Source organism: Streptomyces sp. NPDC104226 (genome assembly GCF_055584085.1).
The window spans coordinates 356,733-378,371 of sequence record NZ_JBVJMS010000004.1 but is presented as its reverse complement, the minus strand read 5'-3'; the positions used below and the strand labels follow the sequence as shown (position 1 = coordinate 378,371).

Here is a 21,639-nt window from a genome sequence, read left to right as displayed (position 1 = left end):
GACGGCCTAGCGCAGGTAGCCCAGTACGGTCATCATCCCGGCCTCCGCGTGGTAGACGTTGTGGCAATGCGCCATCCACAGGCCGGGGTTGTCGGCGTCGAAGTCCACCGTCAGCTTCCCGTTCGGCAGGATCACCGCGGTGTCCTTGCGGGCCCCGCCCGGCCGGTTGCCGAGGGCGAAGGTGTGCCCGTGCAGGTGGAGCGGGTGCCACATCGTCGTGGAGTTGTCGAACTCCATCCGGACCCGTTCCCCCGCCTTCACCGGGTGCCGCTGGTCCGGGGCGTACGGCTTGCCGTCGAAGGCCCAGTCGTACGCGGCCATCCCGCCGGTCAGCTTGATCCGCACCGTGCGGTCCGGTTCGCGGGCGGCCAGGGCCACCGGCTCCGCCGCCTTCAGGGCGTCCGCCGTCAGCGGCGGCCCGGACAGCTCCGCGGGCCGGGTCGCGGCGGTCGGCGCCGCCCCCGCACCGGTGCGCAGCACCGCGAGCGCCGAGGCCGCGTCGCCCTTGCCCTCCGCGAGGGCGGTCAGCGGGAACACCCCGTCGCCCGCCGTCACCAGGACGTCGTAGCGCTCGCCCATGCCCAGCAGGACCGATCGGGCGGTCGCGTGCTCGACGGGGAAGCCGTCGGTGTGGGTGACCGTCAACGCGTGGCCGCCCAGGGCGATCCGGAAGGCGGTGTCCCCGCCCGCGTTGATGATCCGGAGCCGGATCCGGTCGCCCGGGCGGGCGGTGAAGACCGAGGGATCCTCGGGGGTGCGGCCGTTGACCAGGTAGTGCGGGTACGCGACATCGCCCGGGTCCTTGCCGAGGACCTCGCTGACCCCGCCCATGAGGAGCCGGGAGGGGCCGCCGCTTGCGGCGGGCGCGGGCGTGCCCGCAGTGCCGGAGCCGGAGCCGTGGCCCGAGTGGCTGCCGCCCGGGCTCATGTCCATGCCCTTGCGGAGTTCGCCGAGCACGGCGTCGGGGGTGGAGCCGTCCACCCCGTCGAGCCAGTCGTCGAGTACGACCACCCACTCCTTGTCGTAGGAGAGCGGTTCCTTGGGGTCCTCGACGATCAGCGGCGCGTACAGCCCGCGGTCCTGCTGGACCCCGGAGTGCGGGTGGAACCAGTACGTCCCGGGGTGCGGGACGGCGAACTTGTACGTGAACGAGCCGCCCGGCGCGATGTCCCGCTGGGTCAGCCCCGGTACCCCGTCCATGTCGTTGCGCAGGGCCAGGCCGTGCCAGTGCAGGGAGGTGGCTTCGGGGAGGTTGTTGGCCAGGGTCAGGGCGAGGGTGCCGCCCGCGGTGACCCGGACCTCCTGGCCGGGGAGCCTGTCTCCGTACGCCCAGGAGCGGACGGAGCGGCCGGCGCCGAGGTCGAGCGGGGTGGCGGTGGCCGTCAGCCGGACCTCGGTGAGCGGGCCGGTGGCCTTGCGGGCGGCCTCGGCGGCGTGCACCTCGGGGCCGGCCGGGTCCACGTAGCCGCCGGGGGCGGGGGAGGAGGCTCCCTTGCCCGTGGCGCCCGCGCCGTGGTCCATGCCGGCCATGCCGGAGCCTCCCGAGCAGGCGGCGAGCAGCCCGGAGCCGGCGAGGGCGGCGCCGGCTCCGAGAACGGCTCGGCGGGAGGGGGAAGGAGAAGAGGGGGACGCGGGAGAAGCGGAAGAGCGCATGGTGGAACACCTCGTGATGGTGTGAGGCAGGCAGGTGGGCACCGTCTGCCGCCGCCCCGGAGGCATGCGGGGGCGACGACGGAGCCCGGCCTATACGCGCAGCACCGCCAGCAGGGTGAGGAGTTCGCGGGGTGGAGGCGGGTCCCGGCCGCCGGGCCGGCCCGGCGCACGTGTCGCGCCCCCGAGCGGCGCGGCACGGCGCGGGCCGGCCAGTCCGGCTCCGAGGACCAGCAGGGTGAGGGCGCCGAGTACGGCGAGACACACGGACATGGGATCCATGCCGGTGTGCTGCGGGCGCGGTGCCCCGACGGTGACGGTGGCCGCGGCGGCATCGGTCACCGCCGTGCCGGCGGCGGCTGCGGCGGCGGCTGCGGCTGCGGTTGCGGCCGCCGGGTCCGGCATCGCCCCGACCGGTCGGCCGCCGTGCTCCGCCCCGGACGGCGCATGACCGGCTCCGGGAACGAAACGGACCGCCGGCACGTCCTCCATGGCGTGGGCCGGTGTCGGATGGCCCAGCGTGTGCATGCCCGCGATGCCGAGCAGCAGCGCGGCGAACAGCAGCAGCCGGGACCACCGGACTGCTGGTCGCTGTGTGCGCGAGGCTGGGCGGGTCATGGGCAGAACCCTACCCGGGGTGGGTATCCGATCGGAGGACCGGGCCCGGCCGCGTTTAGGATTAGTCACACTATGTCCACAAAAGACCCGAAGTCCGTGATCGGCCCCTCCGTGGGGGCGGGTCCCGCCCCCACGGCCGGGCCCGGTGCCCGCTCCGTGGCGCTCCTCGTCGGGCTCGGCGCCGCCGCCTACACCGCGTGGGTCCTCGAAGTCGTCCTCTCCACGGGCCTCAACCCCATCGAGACGTACGTCAGCGAGCTCGCCGCCCAGGACCAGCCGCTCGGCGGCCTGTTCCGGGCCACCGACTTCACCGCCGGCCTCCTCGTGCTCCTCGGCGGCCTCCTGGCCCTGGTCCGCTTCGTCCGGCGCGTCGAGGCCCGCCGCCCCTGGTCCGTCGCCGGCTGGTCCGGAGTCACCCTCTTCGGCGCCGCCACCGCGGCGGACGCCTGGCTGCCGCTGAGCTGCACGCCGACCGTGGACCCCGAATGCGCGGCCCGGGAGACCGCCGGGCTGGTCCCCGCCACCCATCAGGCGCACGCCGTCAGCAGCAGTCTCGCCATGACGGGAGCGCTGGTCGGGATCGTGGCCCTCACCCTCGCCGCCCGCCGCTACGGCCGCCTCGCCCCGCTCGCGCGGTTCGGACCCGTGCTCGTCGTGCTCGAACTGCTCGCCACCGCCTGGACCCTGGTCTCCATCGCCCTGTTCACCGCCGGGCACGGCACCTGGGCGCTCGGCGCCGGTCAGCGGCTCCAGGTGCTGTTCGTGGCCGTCTGGCTCGGCCTGCTCGCATACTCCGTCCACCGGGAACGCCGTACATGAGCGGAAGCGGCCCCGGGAGGTTCGTACGCCTCCCCGCAGGTCCCGACACCGACGGGGCCGTGCTGCACGTCCTCGTGGAGGGCTCCGGCCCCCCGGTCGTCCTCAGCGCCGGGCTCGCCATGGCCTGGTTCGACTGGGATCCCGTGGCGGAGCTGCTCGTCGCCGCAGGCCGTACCGTCGTCCGCTTCGACCGTCCCGGGCACGGGCTGAGCGCCCCCGCCGTACGTGCCCCGTCCGCCGCCGGGGAGGCGCACCGGATCGCCGGACTGCTGGACGCGCTCGGCCTGGGCGCCGAACGCGTCACCGTGGCCGGGCACTCCATCGCTGCCTTCCACGCCGAAGCCTTCGCCCGCCTGTACCCGGGGCGCACCGCCGCCGTTGTGCTGGTCGACGGCAGCGTGGAGGAGCGGCCCCGTACGGTCCTGCCCGCCGGGGTGCGGACCGGCGCCGCCCGGGTGCTCGGCCGGGCCGTGACCGCCGCGGGGCTGCCCGCCGCGCTGGGCCCCCGGGCCCGGCGGACCGCCGTACGGGCATCGCGCGCGGGCCGCGCGGACGACCCGGCCGCGCGGGACCTCGTACGCCGCTGCTACCGGACCGGCCGGGTCTGGCGCGGGGCCCTGCTGGAGAACGCCGCCTACCCCGACACGGCCGCCGAGGTGCCGGCGCTGCGCGCGGAGCTGCCGCTGACCGCGCCCGCCACCGTCCTGGCCGGCCACGACCCCGGCGCCCGCCGCCCGGACCTGCGCTGGCTGGGCCGCCAGGCGGCGCTGGCCGACGCACTCGGCGCCCGCTTCGTGGTCGCGGAGCCGTCCGGACACCTGGTCATGCTGGACCGCCCGCACCAAGTGGCGCGGGCGGTCCTGTACGCGGCGGAAGCGGTGGAAACGGCGGAAGCGGATGCGGAGGCCTAGCCCCGGGCCGTACGGGTGCGGCCGCGGAGCGCGCAGCGGCGCCGCCCCCCAAGGGGCGGCGCCGCCCGTGCGACCGGTTACTCCGCGGCCAGCAGATCCGCTCCGCGCTGCTTCAGCATGTCGGCCATCAGCTTGATCTCCGACTGCTGGGCCTCGACCATGCCCTGGGCGAGCGCCCTCTCGGCCGGGTTCCCGCACGCGTCGGCGCAGCCCTGGGCCATGGCGACGCCGCCCTTGTGGTGCTCCGTCATCAGCCGCAGGTAGAGCACCTCGGCGTCCCGGCCCTCGGCGGCGCCGAGCCGGGCCAGGTCCTCCTTGGTGGCCATGCCGGGCATCAGCGCGCCGGGCTTGGTGACGGCCCCGCCCATGGCGTGACCCTCCATGCCGTGCTCGGCGCCGCCGGCCGTCATCCAGGACATCGGCGGCTCACCGGCCACCACCTTCGGCAGGCCCCACATGTCCAGCCAGCCCAGCATCATGCCGCGCTGGTTGGCCTGGGTGTTGGCGATGTCGTAGGCGAGCACGCGCACCGGTTCGTCCTTGGTGCGGTCGCGCACGATGAAGGACATCTCCACCGCCTGCTGGTGGTGCACCGCCATGTCCCGGGCGAAGCCCGCGTCGGCGGAGTAGAGCCCCGGCGTCCGGGAGGCCTCGGGGGCGGAATCGGCTCCCCCCGCGGTGGCGACCGTGGCCCCCACCGCGAAGAGCAGCGCCAGGCCCACGGCCGTGCCCGCGGCCCAGTACGTACGGGTCACGGAACCCTTGCCGGCCGTACGGGTCACTTGTCGGCCAGCCCGTTCGTGCAGGCCGCGCCCGGCTCGGGGGTCTGCGTGCCCTGCACGTACTTGCCGAGGAAGTCGGCCACCCGGGCGTCGTCCGCACTGTCCACGGTCAGCTGCTTGCCCCACGCGCTGAGCATGATCGTGCCGGCCTGCTCCTTGACGGGGCTCATCAGCGTGTAGGGGGTCTTGGAGACCTTCGCGGCGAGCTTCTCGACGTCGGCCGCCGCGGCCTTCTCGTTGTACGTCACCCACACGGCGCCGTGCTCCAGCGAGTGGACGGCGTTGATCTCGGGGATCGGGTTCTTGTAGACGTCGCCGTTGCAGTTCATCCAGCGGGGGTTGTGGTCCCCGCCGACCGGCGGGTTCATCTCGTACTTCACCGGGGTCTCGACGTGGTTGCGGCCGAGCTTCTTCGCGTCCCAGGTCTGCTCGCCGGCGACCGGCGCCTTGAGCTTGGCCTCGGCGGCTTCCTTCTTGTTCTGCTGGTCGACCATCACCCACGCGCCGAAGCCGATGAGCGCGGTGACGATGGCGGCCGACGCGGTGATCGCGATGGCCTTGTTGCGCCGGTCGCGCGACTGGTCGGCGCGGCGCATCTCGGCTATCCGCGCCTGGCGGGAGTTGTTGGTTTCGGACTTCCTGCTGGCCATGGCCCTGATTCCTTCGTGCTGAGGGGGGTGGAGTGGAGAACGCGCTGCCTGAGCGCCGCCGAGCCGGGACCGGTCAGGTCCGCAGCACCTGGAGGGCGTACAGGTCGGGGCCGCGCGCGAGCGCCGAGGGAGGCCGGATCCCCGCCGCAGCCCCGGGACGCACGGCGGCCGCGGGGACCGCGCCCGCCAGCAGGACCGCGGGCGGCGCCGGGGGCAGCAGCCCGGGGAGAACGTGCGAGAGCGGGGAGCAGCCGGGCCGGTCGTACGGCGCCACGCAGACGGCGCGCTGCGCACCGGCAGCGTGCGCACCGGAACCGTGGGCGCCGGCAGCGTGCGCGGTGTGCCCGGTCCGCGGAACCGTGCCCGCCGCGGCCGGATCCCCGGCCCAGGACGCCCGGCACAGGAACGCCGTGCCGGCCAGCACCCCGAAGGCCATCAGGAGGACGGCACGCCGGAGCAGCGGACGTCTCCGACGTCCCTGCTCGTCATGCGCATGGCCCCCCATGGGCGCCGATGGTAATGCTCATGACCGGCCCTAGGTCAGTGCGGGGGTGCCACCGGCTTTCCGGGGTGCGTAATCTGGCGGAAACCACTGCTGGCGATACTGGGGCGGCCCGACTGTGCCCACGCCCCGCGGCGGTGGTGCACAGGCCGCCTGAACTGCGAGGATGAAGCCATGGACAAGCAGCAGGAATTCGTCCTCCGGACGCTCGAGGAGCGCGACATCCGCTTCGTGCGCCTGTGGTTCACCGACGTACTGGGCTTCCTGAAGTCCGTCGCGGTCGCGCCGGCGGAGCTGGAGCAGGCCTTTGACGAGGGCATCGGGTTCGACGGCTCGGCGATCGAGGGCTTCGCACGGGTCTACGAATCGGACATGATCGCCAAGCCGGACCCGGGCACCTTCCAGATACTGCCGTGGCGCGCGGAGGCCCCCGGAACGGCGCGGATGTTCTGCGACATCCTGATGCCGGACGGCTCGCCCTCCTACGCGGACCCGCGGTACGTCCTCAAGCGCATCCTGAACAAGACCTCCGACCTGGGCTTCACCTTCTACACCCACCCGGAGATCGAGTTCTTCCTGCTGAAGGACAAGCCGCTGGACGGCACCCGGCCCACCCCGGCCGACAACTCCGGCTACTTCGACCACACCCCGCAGAACGTCGGCATGGACTTCCGCCGCCAGGCGATCACGATGCTCGAATCCATGGGCATCTCGGTCGAGTTCAGCCACCACGAGGGCGCCCCCGGCCAGCAGGAGATCGACCTGCGCTACGCCGACGCCCTCTCGACGGCCGACAACATCATGACCTTCCGCCTGGTCATGAAGCAGGTCGCCCTCGAACAGGGCGTCCAGGCCACCTTCATGCCGAAGCCCTTCTCGGAGTACCCCGGTTCGGGCATGCACACCCACCTCTCCCTCTTCGAGGGTGACCGAAACGCCTTCTACGAGTCGGGCGCCGAGTACCAGCTGTCCAAGGTCGGCCGCTCGTTCATCGCGGGCCTGCTCAGGCACGCGGCGGAGACGGCAGCCGTGACCAACCAGTGGGTCAACTCCTACAAGCGCATCTGGGGCGGCTCCTCGCGCACCGCCGGCTCCGGCGGCGAGGCCCCCTCGTACATCTGCTGGGGCCACAACAACCGCTCGGCCCTGATCCGCGTCCCGATGTACAAGCCGGGCAAGACGGGCTCCTCCCGCGTGGAGGTCCGCTCGATCGACTCGGGCGCCAACCCGTACCTCACCTACGCCGTCCTGCTGGCCGCGGGCCTCAAGGGCATCGAGGAGGGCTACGAACTCCCGGCCGGCGCCGACGACGACGTCTGGGCCCTCTCCGACTCGGAGCGCCGCGCGATGGGCATCGAGCCCCTCCCGCAGAACCTCGGCGAGGCCATCGCCCTGATGGAGAAGAGCGAACTGGTCGCCGAAACCCTCGGCGAGCACGTCTTCGACTTCTTCCTGCGCAACAAGAAGCAGGAGTGGGAGGAATACCGCAGCGAGGTCACGGCGTTCGAGCTGCGCAAGATGATGCCGGTGCTGTAGGCGCGCGCGTACCGATGCTCGGGGCCGGTGGTCGTCGACCGCCGGCCCTGAGGCGTCTCGTGGGTGGGGGCTACGCCGTGAGGAGTGGGGCGCCGTAGTGTTCGACCTCGGGGAACGGGGCGTAGAAGTGGTGAAGCAGGGCTCGCCACTGGGCGTACTCGGGCGACCGGCGGAAGCCCTCGGTGTGGTCGGCCAGGGTGTCCCAGGCGACCTGGAGGAGGAAGCGCGATCCGCGTCCCTCGTCGAGGCAGCGCCGGAGCTCCAGGGAGCGGAAGCCCTTCTGTACCGAGATCAGCGGCTTGGCCTCCGCGAACGCGGCGAGGAACTCGTCCTCCAGGCCGGGCCGGACGTCGAGCAGTGCACTCTCCAGGATCATGGGGCGCATCCTAGGTCGTCTCTTTCGGATCTTGTCGGCCGAGTCCGCGGTGTCCGGTGCCGTGCCTGGGCGTGCTGTCGGGGCGCTCGCGTACTGGGCGTACGTGGTCGTCTCGGCAGTGCGGCCGGGCGCGGCACCGGACACCGCGGGCCCGGCAAGATCCGAAAGAGACGGCCTAGGCCGGAGGTCGCTGGGCCGATCGGCTACGCCTGCCGGGGTACCGCCCGGTGCCAGGTGGTGCGGGTCGGGGTGGGGGTGGCCGTGGTGACGTGGAGTTCGGCGTCCAGGCCGAGGACCGCGACGGTCGTGCCGCCGCCCGGTTCCTGGATGCCGGCCGGGGCGCCCGCGTAGAGCATGCGGGACTCCGTCCACGCCGGGGGGCCGCCGAGGCCGGTCGTGCTGATGGTGCCCGAGTCGGCGCGGCCCGATATGACGCGGCCCGCCACGCCCACCGCGCCGTAGCCGGCCCGGCCGCCGGCCTCCGTCACGCTGGAGACCGCCGGCTTCGCGGCGTCGGCCGCCGCCGTGACCAGGGCGGTGCGGACGACCCCCGAGTCGGGGCGCCGGAAGTACAGGCGGATGCCCGCCGCCTCCGGGGTGGCGGTGAGGGGGACGGTGGTGGCCGGGAGCCCGGTCGGGAAGGGGCCGGTCAGCGGGGCGCCCGGGGCGGGCTGGATCCAGACCAGGACCGACTGGGTGGTGGCGGCGTAGACGTGGCGGCGCCCGGCGGAGTCGGTGGCCGCGACCGGGTCGGACTGGAGGTCGGCGCCTCCCAGGTGCTGCCAGCCGCCGAAGGCGCCCGAGGGTTCCTGGGTACGGGCGAGCAGGGCGCGCCGGGAGTTGCGGACGTACACCGTGAGCCGCCCGTCGGGGTCGGAGACGGCCGAGGGTGCGCTGATCGCGGAGGTGCCGGGCTCGTCGCCGGGTTCCGGGGTGCCGAGGGAGGCCCACGCCCCGAAGGGACCGCCGGGGACGGACTGGGCGGCGTAGACGATCTCGCGCCGGTACTCCTCCGGCCGGTCGCCGAAGACGGTGCGGGTCGCGAGGACGGCGACGCGGCCGTCGGGGAGGCGGGTGGTGCTCGCGCCGGGGTCGATGCCGGTGCCCGGCAGCAGCACCGGTCCCTGCCAGGCGGCGCCGGGGCCGGTGCCGGCCCCGCGGTTCCAGACGGCCATCTGGCCGTCGAGGACGGCGAAGGCGTACAGCCGGCCGGGCGTGCCCTGTACCAGCCAGGAGGAGTGGTCGCCGCGCGCGTACCGCAGCGACTGGGCCCAGTTGCGGCCGGTCGGGCTGCCCGCCACCTTGCGGTCGCCGCAACCGGAGCGCGAGCCGCAGTAGTTCTGCTTGTCGTGCCACGCGTACGTCTTCAGGAAGCCGATCTTCGTCTCGGCCGTCTGCGGGTCCAGCGAGTGCGGCAGGGTGCTGTTGTGGTAGCCGAGGTAGCTCTGCACCGTGAAGCGGGGCCGCTGCCCGACCGGGACCCGCGCGGCGTACGAGGCGGCCCCGGCCTGCGCGAACCGGGCCGCGTACATGTGGTCCTGGTGGTCGGTCAGCCGGCCGGAGTCGAGGTACCGGCCCGGCGACGGGTCCTGCATGCGTATCGTCGTCGGCTTGTACCGCTCCAGGATCCCCGATATCGCCGCTATCACCTGGTCCTTGGTGTACGTGGGCGGCTGCGCGACCGGAGTGCCCGCGGTGAGCTGCGGGGTGAGCGCCGGTATCCGGCCGTTCCACAGTCCGCGCAGGCTGTCCGGGGTGTCGGCGACGGGGGCCCGGGCCTCGCGCATCTGCAGCCAGACCAGGTTGACCTCGGGCTTCGCGATGAGGACGTCGAGTTCGGCGTCCCCGCCGCCCGCGGTGGGGATGACCGTACGGCGCCACGGGCTGGTGCGGTCGCCGGTGGCCATCTGCGCGTAGGCGGAGCGTATGCCGTTCTGCCGGGCTTCCGCGTAGTGCCGGCGGTCGGCGGGCTGCTCCGGGTCCTTGGCCGCGCCGCCGTGGGCCTCGTTGCGGCCGTCGGCCTCGCCGGAGGTGAGGTAGAGGGTGGTGAGCGGGGTGCCGGACAGCAGGGAGCGGCTGACGTCCGGGTTCATGAAGAACAGGTCGTCGTCCGGGTGGGCGACGATCTGGACGACCGACCCGGCGGTGGCGCTCACCGGCAGTACGGCGGGGGAACCGGATCCCGGGACGGCCTCGGCCGCGGTCTGCTGGCCGGATGCGACGGCGAGCGCGCCGGTGACCCCGATGGTCAGCATCGGGACCACGGTCGCGAGGAGGAAACGTCGACGGGATACGGGCATGGGCTACGCCTTGGGGTCGTTCCGGCAGGAAAGAACCGTGTGAAGCTGTCGGTCAGTCAGTGAGAGTTCATTCCGGGCGCGTTGGTTCACCCTGTTCGCCGATGACTTCAGATGTGTGGAAATGACCGCCCGAGTGCGCCTCTTATGGGCATTTCGTACGTGTCCGCCGTCACAGTGGGGTGTCGCGATGTGCGGGCCCACCAAAAAACGCCCCCTTGGGGGGCGTTGATGGGGTGCGCGCTCACCGCGCCCGGACCGCGCGCACACCGCGCGCCGACCTCTGCCTGCCGGTCAGGGCGAGCCGTTCGGCGCTCCCACCGGCTGCCACGGCGCCAGGTGCGCGTCCGGGTCGTCCGCCGACGAGGTCACGTACAGCCGCCCGTCCAGGCCCATGACCGCCAGGTCCACCGTGCTCTTGCCGTTCATCGTCGAGGAGGGCGCCCCGACGAACATCAGCGGCGACCGCGCCCACGGCCGGCCCCGGCCGACGTCTGAGCCCAGCTGCCCGCCCGCCGAGCGCCCGGCCAGCAGATGCCCGCTCGCCGTCACCGAGCCGAAGCCCGACAGCCCGCCCACGTCGGTGACCCCGGTCGTCTTCAGGCCGCCCTCGCCCGTGAACGAGGCCGTACCGACCGCACCCGAATCCGGCTTGCGGAACCACAGCCGTACGCCGTCCTCCCGGCTCTGGGCCGTGATCGGCAGGGCCGGCGCCGGCAGTCCGGTCGCGGTGGCGGGGCCGAGCGGTGCACCGGCCTTCGGCTGGGCCCAGCCCAGTACGGTCTTGGTGGTCGCGGCCAGGACGATGCGCCGGCCGCCGGCGTCCGTCGCGGCGGCCGGGCTGCCGTGCAGGTCCGAGCCGCCGTACCGGTCCCACGGACCCCAGGCGCCGGTCGGCGACTGCACCCGCCCCCGCAGGGTGTACGCACCGTCGCGCACGTAGACCGCGAGCTGCCCGGAGCCGTCCACGGCCACCGCGGGCGCGCTGATGTCGGAGGTCCAGTCCGCGTCGGCGGTCTCCGGCGTCCCGAGCGCCGTCCACTCGCCGAACTCCTGCGAGCCGGGCGCCCGCTGCACGGTGTAGACGACCTCGCGCCGGTAGTCGGTCGGCTTGGCGCCGAAGGAGGTGCGGGTGCCGAAGGCGGCGATCCGGCCGTCGGGCAGCGTCACGGTGGAGATGCCCTGGTCCATGACGGTGCCGTCGGCGCCGGGGAGCAGTCGGGGGCCGCTCCAGGCGCCGAGCAGGCCGTCGCGGTGCCAGAGGGCGAGCTGCCCGTCGAGCACCTTGAACGCCCACAGGCCGTGTTCCTTGTCGGAGGCCAGCCAGGAGGTGGCGGTGCCGCGGGCGTAGTTGATGGAGGAGGTCCAGCGGTTGCCGGCCGGGTGGTCGGCGACCTTCAGGTCCCCGCAGCCGGCGGCGCTGCCGCAGTGGTTCTGCCGGTCGATCCACGCGTACGTGTCCAGGATGTCCAGCTTGGTCCTGGCCTCGTCCGCGTCGAGGGCGCTGGGGAGCGAGCCGTTGAAGTAGCCGAGGTAGTTCTGCACGGAGAAGTGCGGACGGTCCTTGACCTCCTTCGCGTAGGCGCCGAGCGCGACCTGCACGAAGCGGGCGCCGTAGAAGTGGTCCTGGTGGTCCGTGTAGTGCCTGGTGTCGGGGAACCGGCCGGGCGTCGGGTCCTGGGAGCGGACGGTGGTCGGCCCGTACTGCTTCAGGAAGCCGACGAGGGTCCGTACGACCTGGTCCTTCGTGTACGTGAACGGCTGCTTGACCGGGGAGCCGGAGGCGAGCATCGACTCCAGCCGGGGGACCTTGCCGTCCCAGAGGCCGTGCAGGCTGTCGGGCCGGTCCGCCCAGACGTTGCCGGCCTCGCGCATCTGCAGCCAGACCAGGTTGACCTGCGGCTTCGCCGTGAGGACGTCGACCTCGGCGTGGCCGCCGCCCGCGGTCGGCACGACGGTGCGCCGCCAGGGGCTGTCCCGGTTGCCGGTGGCCATCTTCGCGTAGGCGGAGCGGATGCCGTTCTGGCGGGCTTCGGCGTAGGCGGGCTTGTCGGCCGGGGTGGCGGCCAGCTGGGCTTCGCCCGCGTTGATGCCGTCGGCCTCGCCGGAGGTGAGGTAGACGGAGGTGACGGGATGGCCCGCCACTATCGAGTAGCCCAGGTCCGGATTCATGAAGTAGAGGTCGTCGTCGGGGTGCGCCACGATCTGCAGCACCCGGCCCGGGTCCGCGGGGGCGGCCGGGTCGCCGGTCACGGAGGCGCCGGAGGCGGCGCCCACCGCCTTGCCGTCGGGGGCGGCGGGGCGGCCGAGCGCGTCGAGCGCCGCGTTCCCCCGCAGCAGCAGCATCCCCCCGGCGGCGGCCGCCGCACAGAACCCGACGGCCTTCACGACCCGCCTCCGCCGCCCGTGGGCCACCGCACGGGCCCGCCGCGCACGGGCGCCGGCGGCACCACCGGCGGCACCACCAGCGACACCGCCGCCGGGACCACCGCCGGGACCTTCGGCCCGGCCGCCCGGGCCGGTCGGACGGGCGGAGGAGGGCCCCTCGGCCGGGAGTTCGGGGTCGGGCATCGGGGGTCCTCCTGGCCGGTCGGCGGGGACCGGGCCCCATTGCGCGACAAGTCTGCCAAAAATCTGACAAACAGTCCCATCGGGCATGCGGTGAGTCGAACGCCTGCTCCGGCTAGGCTCTCCCCGGGCGGCAGCGCGGCCCCGCCGACGGCGACATCCGCCGAAGGCGGGCGACACCCCGCGAACCGCCCGGCCAGGGCAGTGGCAGAGGCAGGCCGACGCACGCGGGAGGCGGCGGGATGACAGTCCCGGGACGCAGGAGCAGTACCTTCAGCCGGCTGCTGCGCAGCGGGTTCACCGACCCCTCGGCCGCCGCCCGGCTGCTCGACACCGACGTGCTGGCCGCCGTACGCACCGATCCGGTGCTCCTCGACGCCCTCGGGGCCACCGCCGACCCCGACCTCGCCCTCCTCGGGCTGGTCCGGATCGCCGAGGCGCAGACCCCCGAAGAACTGCCCGTCCTCCTCGACACCCTCGTCAGCGCCAAACCCCTGCGCGACCGCCTCCTCGGCGTGCTCGGCGCCTCCGAGGCCCTCGGCGACCACCTCGCCCGCCACCCCCGCGACTGGCAGGCCCTGGTCACCTACGAGGCCGCCGATCTGCACCCCGGGCTACCCGAGTTCGAGCAGGGCCTGGCCGGCGCCCACGACCCCGTCGCCCTGCGCGTGGCCTACCGCCGGTGCCTGCTCTCCATCGCCGCCCGCGACGTCTGCGGGACCATAGACGTAGCCCAGACCGCCGCCGAGCTCGCCGACCTGGCCACCGCCACCCTCCGCGCGGCCCTGCGCATCGCGACCGCCGCCGCCCCCGAGGACGCGGCGCTCTGCCGGCTCGCCGTCATCGCCATGGGCAAGTGCGGCGGCAACGAGCTGAACTACGTGTCCGACGTCGACGTCATCTTCGTCGGCGACGCGGCCCCCGGCGCGGACGAGGGCAAGGCGATCCAGGCCGCCACCCGCCTCGCCTCCCACCTCATGCGGATCTGCTCCGAGACCACCGTCGAAGGGACCATCTGGCCCGTCGACGCCAACCTCCGCCCCGAGGGCAGAAACGGTCCACTGGTCCGCACCCTCGCCTCCCACCTCGCCTACTACCAGCGCTGGGCCAAGACCTGGGAGTTCCAGGCCCTCCTCAAGGCCCGCGCCGTCGCGGGCGACGAGGCGCTCGGCGCCGAGTACGTCGACGCCATAACTCCCCTCGTCTGGCAGGCCGCCGAGCGCGAGAACTTCGTCCCCGACGTCCAGAAGATGCGCCGCCGCGTCGTCGACAACATCCCCGCCGCCCAGGTCGAACGCGAACTGAAACTCGGCCCCGGAGGCCTGCGCGACGTCGAGTTCGCCGTCCAGCTCCTCCAGCTCGTGCACGGCCGCTCCGACGCCACCCTGCACTCCGGCACCACCCTCGACGCGCTCACCGCCCTCGCCGCCGGCGGCTACGTCGGCCGCACCGACGCCGCCCAACTGCACGACGCGTACCGCTTCCTGCGCGCCATGGAACACCGCATCCAGCTCTACCGGCTGCGCCGCACCCACCTCGTCCCCGAGGACGAGGCCGACCTGCGGCGCCTCGGCCGCTCCCTGGGCCTGCGCACCGAACCCGTCGCCGAGCTCAACAAGGCCTGGCGCCGGCACGCCTCGGTGGTCCGCCGCCTGCACGAGAAGATCTTCTACCGGCCGCTCCTCGACGCCGTGGCCCAGCTCGCCCCCGGCGAGACCCGGCTCTCCCCGCGCGCCGCCGGCCAGCGCCTCGAAGCCCTCGGGTACGCCGACCCGGCCGCCGCCCTGCGCCACCTCGAAGCCCTCGCCTCCGGCGTCACCCGCGCCGCCGCCATCCAGCGCACCCTGCTGCCCGTGCTCCTCGGCTGGTTCGCCGACTCCGCCGACCCGGACGCGGGCCTGCTGAACTTCCGCAAGGTCTCCGACGCCCTCGGCAAGACCCCCTGGTACCTGCGTCTCCTGCGCGACGAGGGCGCCGCCGCGGAGAACCTCGCCCGGGTGCTCTCCGCCGGACGCCTCGCCCCCGACCTGCTCATGCGCGCCCCCGAAGCGGTGGCCCTGCTGGGCGATCCCGAGGGCCTGGTTCCCCGTACCCACGAGGCCCTGGAGCAGGAGGTGCTCGCCGCCGTCGGGCGCGCCGAGAACCCGGAGGCCGGGGTGGCCGCCGCCCGCGGAGTCCGCCGCCGCGAGCTGTTCCGTACCACCGCCGCCGACATCATCGGCTCCTACGGTACGGAGGACACCCCGGCCGAGGAGGACCACGGAGCCCTGGTCGACCGGGTCGGCCGCGCCGTCTCCGAACTCACCGCCGCCACCGTCGCCGGCGCCCTGCGCGCTGCCGTGCAGGGCCACTGGGGCGACACCCTGCCCACCCGCTTCGCGGTCATCGGCGTCGGCCGGTTCGGCGGCCACGAGCTCGGCTACGGCTCCGACGCCGACGTCCTCTTCGTCCACGAGCCGCGCGAGGGCGTCGACGAACAGGAAGCCGCCAAGGCCGCCCAGAACGTCATCGCCGAGATGCGCAGGCTCCTCCAGCTCCCCACCGCCGACCCGCCGCTGCTCATCGACGCCGACCTGCGCCCCGAAGGCCGCTCCGGCCCCCTGGTCCGCACCCTGCCCTCCTACGCCGCCTACTACCGCCGCTGGGCCCTGACCTGGGAGTCCCAGGCCCTGCTGCGCGCCGAACCGGTGGCCGGCGACGCCGACCTCGGCCGGCGCTTCATCGACCTGATCGACCCGCTGCGCTACCCGGTGGAAGGCCTCGGCGAGGACGCCGTCCGCGAGATCCGGCGCCTGAAGGCCCGGATGGAATCCGAACGCCTGCCCAGGGGCGCCGACCCGACCCTGCACACCAAACTCGGCCGCGGCGGCCTCAGCGACGTCGAGTGGACCGTCCAGCTGATCCAGATGCGGCACGCCTGGGCGGAACCGGGCCTGCGCACGACCCGGACCCGGGAGGCCCTGGCGGCCGCCCACGCGGCCGGCCTGATCCCGACCGAGGAGGCACAGATCCTCGACGAGGCCTGGGTGCTGGCCACCCGGGTCCGCAACGCCGTGATGCTGGTCCGCGGCCGCGCGGGCGACACCTTCCCCTCGGAGGCCCGCGAACTGGCGGCGGTCGGCCGCTACCTCGGCTACGCGGAGGGCACGGTCGGCGACATGCTGGAGGACTACCGCCGCATCACCCGCCGCGCGCGGGGCGTGGTGGACGAGCTGTTCTACGGGGGGTAGGGCGCCCGGCCCGGCCCTGCCGGGCCCTGTCTTGGCGAGGGCCCGTCACGCCGCGGGCCGAATCGGCGCCCCGTTCCGCAGCTCCAGCCGGTCGCCCGTGAAAGCGGCACGGAAACGCGGGTCGTGGGAGACGGCGACCACCGCTCCCGGGTAGCCGGCGAGCGCCTGCTCCACCTCCTCGACGAGCGCGAGGGACACGTGGTTGGTCGGCTCGTCGAGGACGAGGACATCGGCCGGCCGGGTCACCAGGCGGGCCAGTTCGAGGCGCCGCCGCTGCCCGGCGGACAGGGCCGCGACCGGCACCGGCAGGTCCTCCTCGTGGAACAGCCCGAGCGCCAGCAGCTCCTCCGCGTGCTCCTCGGGCAGTCCGGGCAGCCCCGCCGCGAAGGCGGACAGCAGCGGGAGCCGGACCGGGGAGCGGGGCAACTCCTGTGCCAGGTAGCCGAGCCGTACGTGCTCCCCGCGGCGCACCGTGCCCGCGTCCGGGGCCAGGTCCCCGGCCAGGACCCGCAACAGGGTGGTCTTCCCGGCCCCGTTCGGCCCCGACACCAGCAGCCGCTGCCCCGGCCGCACGGTCAGCGCGGGCAGCCGGAGCCGGTCGCCGACCCGGATCCCGGTGAGTTCGAGCAGCGGCCCTTCGGGGGTGCTGCCGGGAGCGGCGATCCCGGCGTCGAAGCGCAGCGGCACCGGGGGCGGTGCCACCGGCTCGGCCCGGAGCCGTTCCAGGTGCCGGCGGGCCGCCCTGACCTGCCCGGACAGCTTGGCCTCGGAGGAGCGGCGGTGCTTGCCGAAGCCCTGCCCCGGGTCCTTGCCGGTGCGGTCGAGCCGCTGGCCCGCCGCCGCGACCAGGTTCTCGGTGCGGGCCAGGTCCTCCCGCCACTCCGCGTGCCGCTGCGCCCACCGGCCGCGCGCGGCGGCCTTCGCCGCCAGGTATCCCGCCCAGCCGTCCCCGTACCGCACGACCGTGCGCAGGTCCCGGTCGACCTCCAGGACGGTGCTGGTGATCCGCTCCAGGAAGTCCCGGTCGTGGGTGACGACGACGAGCGTGCCGCGGTGGCCGCGCAGTCGTTCCGCGAGCCAGTCGACGGCCCGCCGGTCCAGGTGGTTGGTGGGCTCGTCCAGGAGCAGGAGTTCGGGGGCGGCGGCCAGGACGCAGGCCAGCGCGAGGCGGGAGGCCTCGCCGCCGGAGAGCGAGCCGATGGTGCGGTCCCGGGTGAGGTGGGCGAGGCCGAGCCCGTGCAGCGCGGCGTCGGTGCGGGCGTCGGCCTGGTAGCCGCCGCGCTCCTCGTAGGCGGTCAGGAGCTCGCCGTACGCGTCGAGGGCGCCGGGACCGGGTTCGCCGCCGGAGCCCAGGGCGGTCTCGGCGGCGCGGATCCGGTCCGCCAGCTCCCGCAGGTCGGCGAGGGCGAGGTCGACGGCGTCCTGGACGGTGTGCCCGGGCGCGAGGTCGAGGGTCTGGGCGAGGTGTCCGGCGCCGCCGGGGAAGACGGCGGTGACCTCGCCGCCGTCGGGCCGCTCGGCCCCGGCGAGCAGCCGGAGCAGGGTGGACTTGCCGGAGCCGTTCTCGCCGATGACGGCGGCCTTCTCGCCGGGCCGTACGGTCAGCGACACCTGGTCGAGCACGACCCGGTCGCCGTAGGCCTTGGTGACTCCGGACAGGGTCAGCTGGGACCGGGTTCGGGACTGGGAGCCGGCCCGGGTCTGTGACGGGTGATGGGCGCGCGAGCGCATGGGGGATCCCCTCGGGTTACTCGGTCTTCCGCCGCGTCGTCCGTGTCGTCGGTGTCGGCGGCGTCTCCTTCTGGATGCGAGCAGCGCGGACGCGCGGCGCGGGGGGCCATGCCCCTCACGCCGCGTCCGCGCCGCTGATCAGCGGAAGAAGTAGTACGAGTACGAACCCATGGGCCCAGGGTAACGCCGGGCGAGTCGTTGCGTCTCGCGAGTTTCGGCGGTGTCCCGACCGCCCTCAGCCGGCGCTGCGCGCCGAGGCCACGGCCTCCGCGACCGTCACTGCCATCGGCGTCGTGGGGCGGCCGATCAGGCGGGACAGGTCGCCGGAGGTGCCGGCCAGGCGGCCGCGCTCGATGGCGAGGTCCACGTCGACCAGGATCTCGGCGAAGGGGGCGGGGACCCCGGCGCCGGTCAGGACGGAGAGGTGGGCCTCGGGGGTCACGGCGTTGTACGCGATCTCCTGCCCGGCGGCCTCCGCCACCGCCGCCGCGTACTCCGCGAAGGACCACGCCACGTCGCCGCTCAGCTCGTACGCCCTGCCGAGGTGGCCCTCCCCGGTCACCACGGCCGCGGCGGCCGCCGCGTAGTCGGCGCGTGCTGCCGAGGCCACCCGGCCCTCGCCCGCGTTGGACAGGACGGCCCCGTGTGCGAGCACCGGCGCGAGGTTGCCCGTGTGGTTCTCGGTGTACCAGCCGTTGCGCAGGAAGGTGTGGGGCAGCCCCGAGGCGAGGATCAGCTCCTCGGTCGCCCGGTGCTCGGCCGCGAGGTCGAAGTCAGCCTCGGGCCCGCCCAGGATGCCGGTGTACGCGAACTGCGCCACCCCGGCCGCCTTCGCCGCGTCGATCGCGGCGGCGTGCTGGGGCACCCGCTGTCCGACCGCGCTGCCGGAGATCATCAGGACCCGGTCGCCGGACCGGAAGGCCCCGGCCAGCGTCTCGGGCACGTCGTAGTCGGCGATGCGCAGTTCGATGCCCCGGGCGGCGAGCGGGGCGGCCTTCTCCTTGTCGCGGACGACGGCGGCGATCTCGGCGGCGGGGACGCCGCGGTCGAGCAGCTCGTCGATGACGAGACGGCCGAGGGATCCGGTGGCTCCGGTGACGACGATGCTCATGGCGGTTGACTCACTCCTGGGCTGGGCCCTGCTGGTGCTCCCGTTTTCCGGGCTGTGCACTCACCGTACGGCGGGCACTTACGAAACGGCAGTACCCACTTTGAAGTAAGGTACTGGCATGGGAGTAAGTGAGATGCGTGAGAAGTGGGCCCGGGCCGAGGCCATGTGCCCGCACCGGCTCGTCCTGGAGCACGTCACCAGCCGCTGGGGCGTCCTCGTGCTGGACGCCCTGCTCGACCGCTCGTACCGCTTCAGCGAACTGCGCCGGCACGTGGGAACGGTCGCCAAGGTCAGCGAGAAGATGCTGACGCAGACCCTCCAGACGCTGGAGCGCGACGGCTTCGTGCACCGCGACGCCAAGCCCGTCATCCCGCCCCGCGTCGACTACTCGCTCACCCCGCTGGGCCGCGAGGCCGCCGAGCGGGTCCGGGCCCTCGCCCACTGGACGGGCCTGCGCATGGACGACGTGGAGAAGGCCCGCGCGGCCTACGACGAAGCGAAGCAGCGGGAGGCGGCGGCCGCCGCGAACTAGCCGCGCACCAGCCGCGCACCAGGTACGCCCTCTTGGGATCAGGCCCCGATGCGCACCAGCGCGAGCGTGATGTTGTCGGGGCCGCCCGCCTCGATGGCGGCCTTCCACAGCTCGAACGCCGCCCTGCCGTCGTCGTGCAGCCGCAGCAGCTCGTCGATGGCCTCGTCGGGCACCGGGTCGGTCAGCCCGTCCGTGCACACCAGGTACCGGTCGCCCGTGGACAGCGGGAAGGCCGCCACGTGCGGGGTCAGGACGTGCTCGGCGCGGCTCCCGCCGAGGGTCTGCGTCACGGCCGAGGTGGTGCGCTGACCCGGCGGAAGCGGCGGGCTGTCGTCCACACTGACCTGGCGCAGCCCGTCGTCGGCCACCCGGTACACCTTGCTGTCGCCGACGTTGAACGACAGCAGCGACTCCGGCAGGACCAGGGTGCCGGCGACCGTGGTCCCCATGGAGGTCAGCTCCGGACGGCCCTCGGTGGCGGAGTGCACCGCGCGATTGCAGAGGTTCAGCGCGTCCTCGATCGCCTCGGCCCCTTCCAGGGTCGGGCCGAGGAGCGCGAGTTCCCGTACGACCAGCTCGCTGGCGACCTCGCCCGCCGGCTGCCCGCCGAGGCCGTCGGCCACGGCGACGACCAACGGTCTGCCGAGGGGGAACAGCAGTGTCTGCGGGCTGCGGGTCGTGGTCCCGCACAGCGTCCACGGCCCGATGACCAGGCTGTCCTCGTTGTGCTCGCGGACCAGCCCGACATGGCTCAGGGCGGTCACGGCTACGTACGCCACCACGGGCTCCCGCCTCTCCGCGCGCGCGGACGCGCGCAGCCGCGTTCCTTCCTCGTCGCCCCCGTTCCCCCCGTCGCCCCATTGTCCCGCCGCCGGGCGAGCCGCGCGTGTCCGCGGCTCAGTACTGCGCCCTCCCGGCCGCGAACGGGCCGGTCGCGGGGGCCGCGCACTTCTCGGTGACGGGCTCCTCGCCGCCCACCGAGCCCGTCACGCAGAGCCGGCCGCCGTTCTCGCGGAGGTCGAGGGTGAAGGTGGTGGTCGCACCGGACTGCTTCAGGTCGTGGATGCGCTCGTCGGGGTAGCCGAGGCCGTTCAGGATGGACCTGATCCCGGCCGGGGTGGGGGCCGTGACCTTTTCCACGCCCAGGTAGACGTACTGCTCGTGGAGGACGCCCGCGCACCAGTCGCGCGTGTCCAGTTCCACCACCGGGCCGGATGTGGGTGCGGCCGGCCCGACGGCGCCGGCCGGAGCCTCCTCGCCGGCCGGCGGCGCCTGTCGGCTCGGCGGCCCCTCCTGGGGGGTGCCCGGAGCCGGGCACGTCTGCGCGATGTCCGCCTGGAGCCCCGCGAGGGCGGGCGACGTCAGGCTTCCCATGGGCTTCGCGGATGCGGCGGACGCAGCCGATGCGGCCGATGCCGCCGACGGGCCCGGTGCCGCCGGCGCGGCCGGCTCCCCGCCGCCGTTCGCCTTCGTGGTGCCGCACGCGCCGAGCGCCAGAACGGCGAGGGCCGTCAGGGCCAGGGTGATCCGCGGGCGGCGCGCGGAGCGGGCGAAGGTGCTGGTGGAGGCGTGGGTTCGGGTCATGCGCACAGTCTCCGATCATGCCGAGCCCGGCGCGTGAGTACGCATACTCACCCGGGCGGGGGGTACTTGCTCAACTCCCCGATGGGCAGGCGCCGGTCGCGCCGCCGCCGCGCAGGTCCCGTGCGTACGCCAGGAACGCCGTCAGGCCCACCTCGAAGGCGGCCTCCGCACGCCCCGGGCCCTGGGCGGCCAGGGCCCGGGCGAGCAGCGGGGTGCCCGGGGTCGGCTCCCACATGGCGTCCGGGGCCGCGAGGTCCAGGGCCGAGCCCAGGACCAGGTTCTCCAGGCCCGTGAGCAGCGGCATCACCTCCTCGGTGGCGAATCCGGCCCGCAGCAGGAGGGCCACCGCCCGTTCGTACTGCGCGAGCACCGCGGGCGCCCGTACCGGGGTGGTCATCAGCAGCGGGATCGCCCGCGGATAGGCGGCGAAAGCGGCCCGGTACGACCGGGCCCACGCCTCCAGCGCCCGGTCCCAGGGCTCCGGCGAGGACAGCATGCCGCCGTCGATCCCCGCGCACACCCGCTCCCGGATCAGCTCGACGACCCCCGCCCGGCCGTCCACGTGGTGATACAGCGACCCGGTCTGCACCCCGAGCGCCCGGGCGATCTGCGGGACGCTGAACTCTCCCTGCTCGGCGAGGAGTTGCAGGGCGGCAGCACCGATCCGCTCCCGGTCCAGCAGTGGGGTGCGCGGCCGCGCCATCGTTTTTCTCCCGCCGTCAGGTCTTCCCGTACGTCAAAA

Annotated in this window: 18 protein-coding genes; 5 read left to right on the top strand and 13 right to left on the bottom strand. The window is 74.2% G+C overall.

Annotated features, from left to right (window positions below; all coding sequences use genetic code 11):
* Positions 1 to 6: 6 nt before the first annotated feature.
* Both ACZ60J_RS15145 and ACZ60J_RS15140 read right to left on the bottom strand, forming a co-directional pair.
* Positions 7 to 1,653, bottom strand: a complete 1,647-nt coding sequence (locus ACZ60J_RS15145; RefSeq protein ID WP_469682069.1) for a multicopper oxidase family protein — start codon at positions 1,651 to 1,653, stop codon at positions 7 to 9.
* A gap of 90 nt (positions 1,654 to 1,743) precedes the next feature.
* On the bottom strand, positions 1,744 to 2,268 hold the full coding sequence (locus tag ACZ60J_RS15140; RefSeq protein WP_469682068.1) for a hypothetical protein: 525 nt from the start codon (positions 2,266 to 2,268) through the stop codon (positions 1,744 to 1,746).
* Positions 2,269 to 2,340: 72 nt separating this feature from the next.
* Between ACZ60J_RS15140 and ACZ60J_RS15135 the strand changes: the two genes are divergently transcribed.
* The gene (locus tag ACZ60J_RS15135; protein ID WP_469682067.1) at positions 2,341 to 3,087 is read left to right on the top strand and encodes a DUF998 domain-containing protein; all 747 of its coding nucleotides are present in this window, start codon (positions 2,341 to 2,343) and stop codon (positions 3,085 to 3,087) included.
* Positions 3,084 to 3,998, top strand: a complete 915-nt coding sequence (locus tag ACZ60J_RS15130; RefSeq protein ID WP_469682065.1) for an alpha/beta fold hydrolase — start codon at positions 3,084 to 3,086, stop codon at positions 3,996 to 3,998. Before ACZ60J_RS15135 ends, ACZ60J_RS15130 begins: the two co-directional genes overlap by 4 nt.
* Before the next feature lie 77 nt (positions 3,999 to 4,075).
* Here the strand turns inward: ACZ60J_RS15130 and ACZ60J_RS15125 are convergent, their stop codons facing one another.
* The 3 genes from ACZ60J_RS15125 to ACZ60J_RS15115 all read right to left on the bottom strand — a co-directional run bounded on the left by ACZ60J_RS15125 (position 4,076) and on the right by ACZ60J_RS15115 (position 5,935).
* Positions 4,076 to 4,780, bottom strand: coding sequence for a DUF305 domain-containing protein (locus tag ACZ60J_RS15125; protein WP_469682064.1), 705 nt, complete (start codon positions 4,778 to 4,780; stop codon positions 4,076 to 4,078).
* Complete coding sequence (locus ACZ60J_RS15120) at positions 4,777 to 5,430, bottom strand: DUF3105 domain-containing protein (protein WP_469682063.1); 654 nt, start codon at positions 5,428 to 5,430, stop codon at positions 4,777 to 4,779. The genes ACZ60J_RS15125 and ACZ60J_RS15120 overlap by 4 nt, the downstream gene beginning before the upstream one ends.
* Positions 5,431 to 5,503: 73 nt before the next feature.
* On the bottom strand, positions 5,504 to 5,935 hold the full coding sequence (locus ACZ60J_RS15115; protein WP_469682061.1) for a hypothetical protein: 432 nt from the start codon (positions 5,933 to 5,935) through the stop codon (positions 5,504 to 5,506).
* A gap of 171 nt (positions 5,936 to 6,106) precedes the next feature.
* Between ACZ60J_RS15115 and glnA the strand changes: the two genes are divergently transcribed.
* Positions 6,107 to 7,468 (top strand): type I glutamate--ammonia ligase, encoded by a 1,362-nt coding sequence (gene glnA, locus ACZ60J_RS15110; RefSeq protein ID WP_469682060.1) that lies wholly within the window; start codon positions 6,107 to 6,109, stop codon positions 7,466 to 7,468.
* Between the two features lie 70 nt (positions 7,469 to 7,538).
* On the opposite strand, the gene ACZ60J_RS15105 is transcribed toward glnA, so the two are convergent.
* The 3 genes from ACZ60J_RS15105 to ACZ60J_RS15095 form a co-directional block, all read right to left on the bottom strand.
* Complete coding sequence (locus tag ACZ60J_RS15105) at positions 7,539 to 7,844, bottom strand: antibiotic biosynthesis monooxygenase family protein (RefSeq protein WP_469682059.1); 306 nt, start codon at positions 7,842 to 7,844, stop codon at positions 7,539 to 7,541.
* A 203-nt stretch (positions 7,845 to 8,047) separates the two neighbouring features.
* Positions 8,048 to 10,144, bottom strand: a complete 2,097-nt coding sequence (locus ACZ60J_RS15100; protein WP_469682058.1) for a PIG-L family deacetylase — start codon at positions 10,142 to 10,144, stop codon at positions 8,048 to 8,050.
* A 291-nt stretch (positions 10,145 to 10,435) separates the two neighbouring features.
* On the bottom strand, positions 10,436 to 12,712 hold the full coding sequence (locus ACZ60J_RS15095) for a PIG-L family deacetylase (protein WP_469682056.1): 2,277 nt from the start codon (positions 12,710 to 12,712) through the stop codon (positions 10,436 to 10,438).
* Between the two features lie 239 nt (positions 12,713 to 12,951).
* On the opposite strand from ACZ60J_RS15095, the gene ACZ60J_RS15090 reads away from it, so the two are divergent.
* Entirely contained in the window at positions 12,952 to 15,939 is a 2,988-nt protein-coding gene (locus ACZ60J_RS15090) for a bifunctional [glutamine synthetase] adenylyltransferase/[glutamine synthetase]-adenylyl-L-tyrosine phosphorylase (protein ID WP_469682054.1), read from the top strand.
* A gap of 45 nt (positions 15,940 to 15,984) precedes the next feature.
* On the opposite strand, the gene abc-f is transcribed toward ACZ60J_RS15090, so the two are convergent.
* Positions 15,985 to 17,670, bottom strand: coding sequence for a ribosomal protection-like ABC-F family protein (abc-f, locus tag ACZ60J_RS15085; protein WP_469682052.1), 1,686 nt, complete (start codon positions 17,668 to 17,670; stop codon positions 15,985 to 15,987).
* Positions 17,671 to 17,905: 235 nt separating this feature from the next.
* Positions 17,906 to 18,781 carry an NAD(P)H-binding protein gene (locus ACZ60J_RS15080; RefSeq protein WP_469682050.1) on the bottom strand — a complete coding sequence of 292 codons (876 nt, stop codon included), beginning with the start codon at positions 18,779 to 18,781 and terminating at the stop codon, positions 17,906 to 17,908.
* A gap of 133 nt (positions 18,782 to 18,914) precedes the next feature.
* Between ACZ60J_RS15080 and ACZ60J_RS15075 the strand changes: the two genes are divergently transcribed.
* Positions 18,915 to 19,313, top strand: a complete 399-nt coding sequence (locus ACZ60J_RS15075; protein WP_469682049.1) for a winged helix-turn-helix transcriptional regulator — start codon at positions 18,915 to 18,917, stop codon at positions 19,311 to 19,313.
* Between the two features lie 38 nt (positions 19,314 to 19,351).
* On the opposite strand, the gene ACZ60J_RS15070 is transcribed toward ACZ60J_RS15075, so the two are convergent.
* The 3 genes from ACZ60J_RS15070 to ACZ60J_RS15060 form a co-directional block, all read right to left on the bottom strand.
* Positions 19,352 to 20,092 carry a PP2C family protein-serine/threonine phosphatase gene (locus ACZ60J_RS15070; protein ID WP_469682047.1) on the bottom strand — a complete coding sequence of 247 codons (741 nt, stop codon included), beginning with the start codon at positions 20,090 to 20,092 and terminating at the stop codon, positions 19,352 to 19,354.
* 118 nt (positions 20,093 to 20,210) lie between these two features.
* On the bottom strand, positions 20,211 to 20,897 hold the full coding sequence (locus ACZ60J_RS15065) for a hypothetical protein (RefSeq protein ID WP_469682045.1): 687 nt from the start codon (positions 20,895 to 20,897) through the stop codon (positions 20,211 to 20,213).
* A gap of 70 nt (positions 20,898 to 20,967) precedes the next feature.
* A complete protein-coding gene (locus ACZ60J_RS15060; protein ID WP_469682043.1) occupies positions 20,968 to 21,600 on the bottom strand; it encodes a TetR/AcrR family transcriptional regulator in 633 nt (210 codons plus the stop codon).
* Positions 21,601 to 21,639: the final 39 nt, after the last annotated feature.